The 12,685-nt window shown below is 72.3% G+C and carries 1 protein-coding gene and 1 pseudogene; both read left to right on the top strand.

What is annotated here, in order from left to right; all coding sequences use genetic code 11:
• Positions 1–252 (top strand): annotated as a pseudogene (locus VBO01S_RS28235) (FecR family protein); the annotation flags it as partial.
• A gap of 140 nt (positions 253–392) precedes the next feature.
• On the top strand, positions 393–12,685 hold a 12,293-nt coding region (locus tag VBO01S_RS28230; RefSeq protein WP_062481618.1), incomplete at its 3' end, for a filamentous hemagglutinin family protein.

Genomic DNA, 12,685 nt, shown 5'->3' with positions numbered 1-12,685 from the left:
CCCGACCTCGCGGCGGTGACTGCCTGGCGCGAGCGCGTGCTGGTGTTCGACGACACGCCGCTGGCGGCCGTGGTCGAGGAGATCAACCGCTACCGGCCGGGCCGCCTCATCGTCACGCGCGCCGAACTCGGCCGCCGCAAGGTGCAGGCGCGGCTGCGGCTGGACGAGCTGCCGCATGTCGAGACGCTGATCGCCGTGAGCTACGGCGCGAAGCTCACGAGCCTGCCCGCCGGCATCGTGCTGCTGGGCTAGCCGCGCTGTGTGACGCGGCTGTGAAAAAAGCAGTGCGTCGTCTTCGTTCGCAAATTCTCCCGAACTTTTGCAGCGCGCGTGTCGGTCGCATCCGGTGAGCCCGGTCTCTTCTCCAGAACGGTTTTTCTCTGGGGTATGACATGAGCAACAAGACATTCCGCCGCGCGCCGGTCGCGCACGCCGCCGCCCTCGCGCTGGCCATGGCGGGCCTGGCGGGCAATGCACAGGCGCAGCGCGCCTTCAGCGCCGCGTGGATGGCGCAGAAGAACGTGACGCAGGGCACGGCCGCCGCGACGGGCTACCTGCCCAACGGCACGCCGGCCTCGATGCTGACGAACCCGCTGGCGCAGCAGCAGAAGGCCAACGAGCAGCTGCGCCAGTCGCTCGGCAACCTGGGCCTCGCGGCGCAGGCGATTGCCGTACAGCAGGCCGCGCAGGCAGCCGCACGCGCCGCCGCGCAGAACGATCCCTCGGTGCCCGACGGCCTGGCCGAGGGCGGCTTGAAGGTCGACACCAATTCGCTGAGCGCCGGCTGGCTCAACGCCCGCGCGCTGAACCGCGATTCGCAGAAACAGGTCGACGGCCGCACCGTCGTCACCGTGGAGCAGACCGGCGACAAGGCCATCCTGAACTGGGAAACCTTCAACGTCGGGCGCAACACCACGGTCGATTTCAAGCAGCAGGCCGACTGGGCCGTGCTCAACCGCGTGAACGACCCGAAGGCGCGGCCGTCGCAGATCCAGGGCCAGATCAAGGCCGACGGCACGGTGCTCATCGCCAACCGCAACGGCATCGTGTTCAGCGGCAGCAGCCAGACCGACACGCGCAACCTCGTGGCGGCGGCCGCCCACATCGGCGACGACCAGTTCAAGGCGCGCGGCATCTACTCGAACGACACCGCGCCGAGCTTCACCACGCGCAAAGAAGACCAGGGCAAGGTCGAGGTGCAGGCCGGCGCACGGCTGACCACCAAGGAGCCCGGCTCCGTCACGCAGGGCGGCGGCTACGTGCTGCTGCTGGGCAAGGAAGTGGCCAACGCCGGCGAGATCGCCGCGCGCAAGGGCCAGGCGCAGCTCGCGGCGGGCGACAGCTTCGTGATCCGCAAGGGCATGGGCACCGAGGCCAACGCCTTCTCGACCACGCGCGGCAACGAGATCGCGCCGCAGTTCGCGGCCGACAGCACGGCGGGCACGGTGCGCAACACCGGCCTCATCGTGGCGCGCGAAGGGGACATCACGCTGGCGGGCCGCGACGTGCGCCAGGACGGCGTGGCGCTGGCCACCTCCACCGTCTCCGTGCGCGGCACGGTGCACCTGCTGAACTCGGCCGCCGACACGCGCGGCAACGTGGCCGTCGGCCAGGGCGCGGTCACGGCCGTGCTGATCGAGGACGACGGCAAGGCCAGTGCGCTCGACAGCCAGCGCGACGCGCTCCTCAAGGAATCGGCCGCGCAGGACGCCGCGCGCGCGCTCGTGCCGCCCGCGCTCTTCGACAACCTCTCGCGGCTGTCGGACCGGCGCGACCAGTCGCGCATCGAGATCGTCTCGGGCGGCGACATCCGCTTCGAGGGCGAGTCGCTCACGCTGGCCACCGGCGGGCAGATCGCGGCCAGCGCCACGCGCCGCAGCTTCGTGGCCGACAAGGCGCGCCTCGATGTGTCGGGCGCGGTGGGCGTGAACGTGACGATGGAATCGAACAACGTCAAGGTCAACGTGCAGGGCAACGAGATGCGCGACGCCCCGCGCAACCGCGAAAGCGGCAAGCTGTTCAACAACGACGTGTGGATCGACCGGCGCAAGCTCGTGCGCGTGGCGCCCGGCGTGGGCGGCTACGAGGGCGAGCGCTGGTACGCGGCGGGCGGCCTGCTGGAGGTCGGCGGCTACCTGGGCAACCAGGGCCACGGCATCGGCGAATGGGCCGCGCAGGGCGGCACGGTGGTGCTGGGCGGCAGCGAGGTGGTCACGCAGGCGGGCTCGACGGTCAACCTGTCGGGTGGCTCGCTCAACGTGCAGACCGGCAAGATCTACCAGACCTGGCTCAAGGGCAACGACGGGCGGCTGTACAACCTGAACAGCGCGCCGTCGGACCTGCTGTACGACGGCGTCTACAAGGGCTTCGAGGCCGAGCACGTGCGCTGGGGCAAGGCGAACACCGACTATTTCTACAACCCGCTGATCGGGCCGCAGCGCAAGCTGGAGAACGGCTACACCGTCGGGCGCGACGCCGGCCGGCTGGTGGTGAGCGCGCCCACGGCGGTGCTCGAAGGCGACATCGTGGCCGAGGTGTTCAACGGCGCGCAGCAGACACGCGCACGCGACGCCGCGCTGGACGACGGCTACCGCCAGTCGCAGACGGCGGTGGCGCGCGGCGGCGTGCTGGCGGTGGGGCGCTACGGCGCGCTCGGTCGCATCGACCTGTTCGACACCGACGTGCGCTTCGGCGAGGTGGCACCGGTCACGCAGCAGATGGCCGCGGCCGACGCACTGGCCGACGAGCGCATCGGCACGCTGTGGCTCGACGCGGCGCACCTGAATGCGCAGCGCCTGTCGGTGCTGGACATCGGCACGCGCGGCAGCATCAACGTCGAGAAGGCGCTCACGCTGGCCGACGGCGGGCGCATGGCCCTGCTCGGCGCGTTCATCGACATCGGCGCCGACGTCACGGTGCGCGGCGGCGCGCTGGAAGCCGGCAATGTCTTCATGTCGCCGGTGGCGGGCGCCCAGCCGCGCGTGCTGGCGAAGGACGCCGATTCGTCGCTCACCGTGCGCGACGGCGTCACGCTCGACCTGCGCGGACGCCGCGTCGACATCGGCACGGCGCCTGAAGACTCGGCCACGCTCGCGGTCATCGACGGCGGCACGGTGCGCCTCGAATCGACGCACGGCGTGACGATCGGGCAGGGCAGCCTGATCGACGTGTCGTCGGGTGCGGCGCTGCTGGCCAAGGGCAAGCAGAAGGGCGGCAAGGGCGGCAACGTGACGCTGGTGGCCGACTCGGCCGCGTCGCCCACCGATGCGAAGGGGCGCCTGTCGCTCGGCGGCGAGATCCGCGGCCATGGCGTGAACGGCGGCGGCACGCTGAAGATCGAAACGGGCCACGCGCTGCTCATCGGTCCCGACCCGGCGCTGTCGGATGCGACGCAGCTCGTGCTCGACGCGTCGCGCCTGCAGTCGGGCTTTTCCACCTACGACTTCAACGGCCATGCGGGCCTCACGGTCGCGCCGGGCGCGCAGCTCGACGTGCTCATGCCGGTCTACCGCATCGCGCCCGGGGCCGGTGCCGACCAGGAAGGCGGCATCGCATTGCAACTGTGGACGCCGCCGCTGCTGCAGCAGGACACGGTGAACCGCCAGGCCGTGCAGCGCCAGGGCGCCGACCTCGTGCTGCGTTCGCAGCGCCGCATCACCGAAGGCGGCAACATCGCCATCGGCGCGGGCGCGGTGGTGACGGTCGATCCGGGCCGCTCGATCCAGCTGCTCGGCGGCGGCCTGAGCAGCTTCGTGGTCGATGGCCGGCTCAACGCCTGGGGCGGGCGCATCGCCATCGACATCGAGGCGCCGGCCTTCAACTCGCCGCTGAGCACGTCGTTGCAGCCGCACAACCGCTCGGTGTGGATCGGCGAGGGCGCGGTGCTCGACGTGGCGGCGCGCGCGCAGACCGGCATCGACGACGACGGCCGCCGCTACGGCACGGTGCGCAACGGCGGCACCATCTCCATCGGCGGCGGGCTCGACTGGGAAGCCAAGGGCGCGGCCAACGCACCCGACCTCGCGATCGTCATCCGCCCCGGCGCGCTGCTCGATGCCTCGGGCAGCCATGCGCGCATCGACGTGCCGGCGGCCGGCGGCCTGTGGCGCGAGCTCGACGTGGCCAGCGACGGCGGCAGCATCGTGCTCAAGTCGGCGCACAGCCTGTACCTCGATGGCACGCTGCGCGCCCACGCGGGCGGCGCGAATGCGGCGGGCGGCACGCTCGCGGTGGCGCTCGAAGCGCCGGTGTTCTCGAAGATCTACACCGTCGACGACGCCGTGCGGCAGGCGCGCGAGCTGGTGATCTCGCAGACACAGCAGCCCAGCGGATTGCCGGCCACCCTCAAGCCGGGCCATGCCGATGCGGCACTGGCCTACGGCAAGGGGCGCCTGAGCGCGGACCAGGTGCGGGACGGCGGCTTCGGCAACCTCTCGCTGCTGGTCAACGGCCTGCTGAGCTTCGACGGCCACGTCGACCTCACGACCGCGCAGAGCCTGCGCCTGTACGCCGGCAGCTTCGCGCTGGCCGACAGCGCGGCCACCGATTCGAGCGTGCGGCTCGCCTCGTCCTACCTGCGGCTGGCCGGCGTGACCGGTGCGCCCAAGCAGGACAACGAGGTGATCTACACCACCACCTGGCGCCACGGCGCATCGACCCGCGCGAGCGAGGCCGCCTTCACCGCCGAGGCCGACCACATCGACATCCGCGACCGCGTGGGCTTCGGCGCGCACGGCGAGATCGCCATGAAGACCGGCCCCGCGCAGGTGGTGGACCGCCGCGGCTTCGACGCCGTGAGCATCACCAGCCGCGGCGACCTGCGCCTGCTGGGCGGCTCGCCCACGCTCGGCCTGCTCGGCGCGACCACGACCGAGCTGGCGACGCTGGGCGACCTCACGCTCACCGCCGCGCAGATCTACCCCGCCACCGGCGCCAACGCGCAGATCCGCGCGGGCTACGACGAGGGCCGCGTGCTGGACATCCGTCGCCAGGTCGAGGGCGACGTGGCCATGCCGCAGTCGGCATTCGGCACGCTCGCGCTCGGCGGCGGCACGGTGCGCCAGGGCGGCATCGTGCGCGCGCCGCTGGGCAACCTCATCGTGGGGCAAGACGGGCGCAGCACCTTCGAGGCGCGCGCCACCGTGGTCGACCTGCTGCCGGGCAGCATCACCTCGGTCAGCGGCGCAGGGCTGCTCATGCCCTACGGCGGCACGACCGACGGCATCGGCTACAGCGTGGCCGGCGCGCCCATCGACAAGCGCGCCATCGGCAGCAGCGGCATCCTGCTCACGGGCGACAGCGTGGTCGGGCACCAGGGCGCGCTGCTCGACCTGTCGGGCGGCGGCGAGCTCACGGGCGCGGGCTTCGTCAGCGGTCGCGGCGGCTCGGTGGACGTGCTGCGCACGCCGCTGGCCAACGCCAATCCGGCCAACACCTTCAGCAAGGCGGGCAACGGCGTGTACGCCATCGTGCCGGGCTTCCAGGGCGGCTACGCGCCGGTGTCGCCCGACGCGGGCGCGGGCGAACCGTCCATCGGCCGGCAGGTCACGCTCGATCACGACGTGGGCGGGCTCAAGGCCGGCACCTACACGCTGCTGCCTTCGACCTACGCGCTGCTGCCCGGTGCCTTCCGCGTGGAAGTGGGGGCGCAAAGCGCGCTGCCCGCGACGCCGCTGCCGGCCGGCTACGGCTCGTACGTGGCGAGCGGCTACCTCGGCGTGGCGAACACGGCGGTGAAGTCGTCGCTGGCCAGCCAGCTGGTCGTCACGCCCGCGGCGCTGGTGAAGCAGCACGCCAGCTACAACGAGATGGGCTACGACGCCTTCGTGGTGGCCGACGCGGCACGCCGCGGCGGCGTGCGCGGCGAGATCGCGGCCGACGCCCGCAACCTGCTGCTGGACTACTTCTATTCCAAGCCGAAGGACGGCGTGTCGATGCTGCAGTTCGACGGCACGGCGCTGTTCAACCCGGCGGCCGGCAGCGCGGGCTTCGGCGGCACGCTGTCGGCGAAGGGCATCGCCATCGAGGTGACGGCACCGGGTGCGCAGCGCACGGCCGGGTTCACGGGCGCGTCGCTGCAGGCCGACCAGCTCAACGCCTTCGGTGCGCCACGGATGATCCTTGGCGGCCAGATCGATCTGCCGTATGCCGACAACTACGCGACCTTCAAGTCGAACACCGGCCATGTCGTCGTGCGCAGCGGCGCGACCTTGCGCGGCGCCGAAATCTTCCTCGTGGCCGGCGGCTACGGCGACGGCATCCAGGTGGAGCAGGGCGCGTCGCTGAACACGCTGGGCGCCGGTGCGCCGGCCTACGATTCCACCGACGGCGTGGTGTTCTCGGCGGGCCTGGGCGGGGTGCTGGGCCTGTCGAACGGCTGGATCAACCTGCTGCCGCCCGTCGCCGGGGGGATACCCGCCACGGTCCAGATCGGCGCGTGCCCCAGCGGCGCCTGCACCGGCCACACCACGCTGTACGGCGAGGGCACGCTGGCCGTGGCCACCAACCGCTCGTTCACGATGGCCGACAACGTGCGCTACGGCGCGAAGAACCTGCTGCTGGCGGTGTCCTCGGTCAACCTGGGCAGCGACGCGGCGCTGCAGCAGGCGGCGGCCAACGGCCAGCTGCCGTCGGGCCTGTCGATGAACCAGGTCATCCTGGCGAACCTGCTGGCCGGCAACAAGGGCGAAGGCGTGCCCGCGGTCGAGACGCTGGTGCTGAACGCGCGCGAGTCGGTGAACATCTACGGCGCGGTGTCGCTGGACACGCTCGACCCCGCCACCGGCGTGTCGTCGATCGAACGGCTGGTGCTGGGCACGCCCGCCATCTACGGCTACGGCGGCGCGGGCGACACCGCGAAGATCACGACCGGCGAATTCATCTGGACCGGCCTCACGCCGCGCCCGCCCGGCAACGACGAGATCTTTCCCGGTGGGAACGCACCGGGCGGCGCCATCGGCAGCCTGCTGGGCCACGGCACGCTCGACGTGTCGGCCGCGCGCATCGTGCTGGGCCACGCGCCCAACACGCAACCCGACGCGGGCTACTCGGCGGACCGGCTCGCGCTGGGCTTCGGCACGGTCAACCTGAACGCGAGCGAGCGCATCACCGCCAACGGCAAGGGCACGCTGGGCGTGTACCACCAGCAGGGCGCGTACGTGACGGGCAAGGGCTACGACCACACGGGCGGCCAGCTGAACCTGCGCACCCCGCTGCTCACCGGCGAGGCCGGCTCGAACAACCGCATCACGGCGGGCGGCGATATCGTGGTGAGCGCACCGGCAGGCGCGCAGCCCGCCGGTGACGCGGCGCTGGGCGCGCAGCTGGCGCTCACCGGTCGCAACATCACCATCGACGGCACGGTGGGCCTGCCCTCGGGCAAGCTGCAGCTCACGGCCAGCGGCGACGTGACGCTGGGTGCCGCGTCGCGCATCGACCTCGCGGGCCGCGCCGTGAAGTTCTTCGAGCAGACGCGCTACAGCCGCGGCGGCGACCTGGAGGTGACGAGCACGGCCGGCAACATCGCGCAGGCGGCGGGTTCGGTGATCGACCTGTCGGCCACGCACAACCGCGGCGGCACGCTGCAGGCGACGGCGCTGGGCGCCGGCGCGGGGCGCATCGACCTGGGCGGACGCATCCTCGGCACCGCGAGCGGCACGTACGACGCGGGCGGCACCATCGTGCCCTACGACGCGGCCGAGATCAGCGTGCGCGGCCAGACCGTGGCCGACTTCGCGGGCCTGAACACGCGCCTGAACGAAGGCGGCGTGACGGGCGCGCGGCGCTTCCAGATCAAGCAAGGCGACCTCGCCATCGGCGACGAAGTGAAGGCGCGCGTGGTCGAGGTCACGCTCGACGGCGGCAGCCTCACGGTGAACGGCCGCATCGACGCCAGCGGCTTCCAGGTGGGCGCGATCCGCCTCGCGGCCAAGGGCGACCTCACGGTGAACGGCACGCTCGACGCGCACGCCACCGGCCTGCGCGTGGACAGCTACGGCAAGATCATCGACAGCCCGAACCGCGCCATCGTCGACCTCACGAGCACGCACGGCACGCTGACGCTGGGCGGCGGCGCGGCCATCGACCTGCGTGCCGGCACGGCCGTGGGCGCGGCGCAAGGCAACGACGGCATCGCGCGCGGCACGCTCGCGCTGAACGCGCCGCGACGCGGCGACAACGACGTGGCGGTGAATGTCGCCGGCACGCCCGCGATCCAGGGCGCGAAGACCATCGCGGTCAACGCCTTCCGCACCTACAGCGACGCACCGCTGGCGAGCGCGCCCGACGTCACGGGCCATGTGCCGCAGCTCATCACGCAGAAGTACCTCGACGAGATCGACGGCCACAGCAGCGCCTTCATCGACAAGGCACTGGCCAACACCTCGCTCTCGGCGCGCCTGGCGGGCCTGGGCAGCTACCACCTGCGCCCCGGCGTGGAGATCGTCAGCAGCACCGGCGAGGGCGACCTCAGCGTGGTCGGCGACATCGACCTCTCGGGCTACCGCTACGGCCCGGGCGCGAACCGCACCGACCCGGCGCGGCGCGGCTTCGGCGAGCCCGGCGTGCTGGTGATCCGCGCGGGCGGCAACCTCAACGTGTACGGCAGCATCAACGACGGCTTCGCGCCGCCGCCGGCCACGCCCGACGACAAGGGCTGGTACCTGACCGAGCAGCGCACGAAGTTCGGCACGCCGTTCACGCCCGACGGCGGCGACATCGTCGTGCCGATCGACGGCGTGGTGCTCGACAAGGGCACCGTGTTTCCTAAGGACGCGCTGCTGAACTACGACGTGCCCGCCGAAGCCATGGCGCTGCCGGCCGGCACGGTGCTGCCGGTGACCGTGACGCTGGGCGCGGCCTACACGCTGCCCGCCGGCACGGTGCTGCGCGCCAACGTCTACAACGCCGACGGCAGCGTGCGGCTGAAGGCCGGCACGGTGCTGGGCGAGGCCGTGGTGCTGGACAGCGGCATGAAGCTGGGCGCGGGCACTGCGCTGCGCGCCGAGGCCAGCGTGCAGGCGATGGTGTGGCCCAAGGGCGTGCGCCTGCCGGTCGCGATGAAGGCCGACGGCACCATCGCGCTGGCGCGCGGCGCGGTGATTCCGTCGCTGACCGATGTGCAGCTGCCGAACGACGCGGCCGTCAACCTGCGGCCCGAAGTCGACGGTGTGCAGGGCCGCAACTGGGCCGTGGCGCCGATGCTGGGGCAGGGCGCGACGAGCTGGAGCCTGCAGCTCACGGCCGGCGCCGACCTGGACTCGGCCGACCGCCGCGCGGTCGATCCGGCCAAGCACGGCGCGCTCATCCTGGCCGACAGCCACGCGATGTACAACGTCAAGCTCACGCCGGGCGGCAGCGGCTTCCTGTGGGGTCCGAACGGGCCCATGTGGGGCCACGACGAGGGAACGCCGATGGACCCGCTGGATTTCGAGGCGGGCTACTGCGACTGGGGTGGTGAGGGCACCTGCGTGGTCGACCCGGCGCGCCTTTCCTACTTCTGGGGCCCCAACGGCGACGACTGGGACCCGAGCTTCGTCGAGGGCACGCCGGTGCTGCCCGAATACGTCACCATCTGCGAGTGGGGGCCGGGCATCTGCACGACGGTCATCAACCCCGTCAAGGACGTCACCAAGTACACGCCGCTGTCGCCGATGTTCAGCGTGCTGCGCACCGGCACGGGCGACCTGGGCCTGGCGGCGGCGGGCAACTTCGTCATGGAGTCGCCGTTCGGCGTCTACACGGCCGGCACGCGCTCGGCGCCGCTGCTCGACGCCAACGGCCTCGACCCCTTCAACCTCGCACGCGGCAAGGCCGTCGGCGGCTCGGTGATCGGCCCGCAGACGGCGGACTACAGCGCCGCGCTCGCGGCCTACCAGGCCTGGTACCCCGAGCAGGGCGGCAACCTCGACATCACGGTGGGTGGCAATGTCGTCGGCGACGTCTGGGGTCATTTCGGGGGCGAGCGCGGACAGGCGCCGAGCGCCGCGGTGGGCAGCTGGCTGTGGCGCCAGGGCTCGGGCACGGCCCTGGCCGGCAGCGACCGCATCGCGACGTCGTGGTGGATCAACTTCGGCACCTACGCACTGCCGGCCGGTGCGCAGGTCAGCACCGACAGCAGCCCCGAGCCCTTCCTGGTGGGCTTCACCGGCATGGGCACGCTGGGCGGCGGCAACCTCACGCTGCGCGCGGGCGGCGACGCGGGCCTCACCACGCGGCTGGGCAACGGCCAGGTCTGGCAGCGCAGCGAGGCCATCGTGGCGGCGGTCGGCAGCACGGGCCGCGTCGACGCGAACGGGCAACTGACGCTCACCGGCGGCGGCGACCTGCAGCTGCGCATCGGCGGCGTGGTCAATCCGAACCTGGCCGCGGCGCAGTACGGCAGCTCTGGCACCAATACGCAGTACCAGGACCTCAACGGCGCCCTGGTCAACCTGCGCGGCGCGGCCACCGTGTCGGCCTCCGCCATCGGCGGCGTCGAGGTGCGCTACCGCAAGTACGCGTTCTCGCTGCCGGGCCAGGAGGGCGATGTGAAGGACACGCGCCCCATCGACCCCTTCACCCCGACCATCGGCGTCGGCAATGCCGGCATCGTGCTCGTGCCGGGCGATTCGGCGATGTACCTGGACACGCCGGGCGACCTGGTGCTCACCAGCGTGGCCGACGCGGGCCGCGCGCGGGTGCCGAACAGCTCGGCATTCAAGCTGGGCGGCACCGAGTACGGCATCGGCCAGGGCTGGTTCACGCTGTGGACCGACCGCACCGCGATCAACCTGTTCAGCGCGGGCGGCAACCTCACGCCTGGCACCGACCTGGCGAACCGGGAGGCCGCCGGCCGGTACCTGGGCAGCATCAACATGAGCGACAACGTCACGGTCTACCCGTCGATCCTGCGCGCGACGGCGGCCTCGGGCAGCCTGTACTTCGGCTTCTCGGCCACGCCCGCCACGCAGGCGCCCGGCCGTGCGCTGGTGCTGGCGCCCTCGCCGTTGGGCGCGCTCGAGTTCCTGGCGGGCAACTCGCTGTTCGGCGGCGGCTATCCGGTGGGGATGTCGGGCGCGGTCACGCCGCTGCCCACGCCCTGGGCGCCCGCCTTCGTGGGCTACAACTCGCGCCAGCAGCCGGTGGTCTACAACACCAGCCCGGAGGGCTCGATGGTCGGATCGCCCGGCGTGCCGAACTACGGGGTGGTCGACAACCACCCGCTGTTCGCTTTCGGGCCGGACACGCTGGGCCCCCGCGCGCTGCACGCAGCCGATGCGCCGCCCTCGCTGTTCTACGCCGTGCGCGGCGACATCCTGGGCCTGGCCAGCGGCACGGCGCGCAAGGTGCAGGCCAGCGGCGAACCCGCGCCCGAGACCTGGTACCGCTCGGCCGCGCCGGCACGCATCCGCGCCGGGCGCGACATCGTCGGCACCGAGGCGCTGATCGTGAACAACGACCCGCGCGACGTGTCGCTGGTGCAGGCCGGGCGCGACATCCTGTACGCGAACCTGCAGGTGGCGGGCCCCGGCACGCTGGAGGTGTCGGCCGGCCGCCACATCACGCAGGACGACCGCGCCAGCGTGGTCAGCCGCGGTGCGCTGGCCGAGGGCGACACGCGCCCCGGCGCAAGCATCGCGATGATGGCCGGCATGGGCCCGATGGGCGTGGGCGGGCCGGACTTCTCGGCCATCGCCGACCGCTACCTCGACCCCGCGAAGCGCGCCGAGTCGGGCCCCGGCCAGTCGCTGGCGAGCCAGCCGGGCCGCGTGGTGAAGACCTACGACGCCGAGCTGGCCGCATGGCTCAAGGAACGCTACGGCTTCGTCGCCACCAGTGTCGACGTGAAGGACCCGGGCAGCGCGCTCGCGTACTTCAAGGCGCTGGCGCCCGAGCAGCAGCGCGTGTTCCTGCGCGGCGTGTACTTCGCCGAGCTGCGTGCCGGGGGCCGCGAGTACAACGACGTGGACGGCCCACGCTACGGCAGCTACCTGCGCGGGCGCGGCATGATCGCCACGCTGTTCCCCGACCTCGACGCGGCGGGCCAGGAGATCGTGCGCACCGGCGACATCATCCTGTACGGCCCCTCGGGCGTGCACACCGACTTCGGCGGCGACATCCAGATGATGGCGCCGGGCGGGCAGATCGTGGTGGGCGTGCAGGGCGCGGTGCCGCCGGGCAGCGCGGGCGTGATCACGCAGGGCATGGGCCACATCCAGCTGTTCAGCGAAGGCAGCCTGCTGCTGGGCCTGTCGCGCGTGATGACCACCTTCGGCGGCGACGTGCTGGCCTGGTCGGAGCAGGGCGACATCAACGCGGGCCGGGGTTCCAAGACCACGCTGGTCTACACGCCGCCCAAGCGCGTGTACGACAACATCGGCAACGTGAAGCTGTCGTCGCAGGTGCCCAGCTCGGGCGCCGGCCTGGCCACGCTGGCGCCCATCGCCGAAGTGCCGGCGGGCGACATGGACCTCATCGCGCCGCTGGGCACCATCGACGCGGGCGAGGCGGGCATCCGCGTGTCGGGCAACGTGAACCTCGCGGCCCTGCAGGTGGTGAACGCGGCCAACATCCAGGTCAAGGGCGAGTCGGCCGGCCTGCCGGTGGTGGCCTCGGTGAACGTGGGCGCGCTCACCAACGCCAGCGCGGCGGCCTCGCAGGCCGTGGGCGCGGCGCAGGAGGCGATGCAGCGCGAACGCGCGGCGGC

It is taken from the genome of Variovorax boronicumulans NBRC 103145, from assembly GCF_001591345.1.
In the GTDB taxonomy this organism is placed as follows: domain Bacteria; phylum Pseudomonadota; class Gammaproteobacteria; order Burkholderiales; family Burkholderiaceae_C; genus Variovorax; species Variovorax boronicumulans.
The sequence above is the reverse complement of the archived record's forward strand: the minus strand, read 5'-3'. Positions and strand labels throughout refer to the sequence as shown.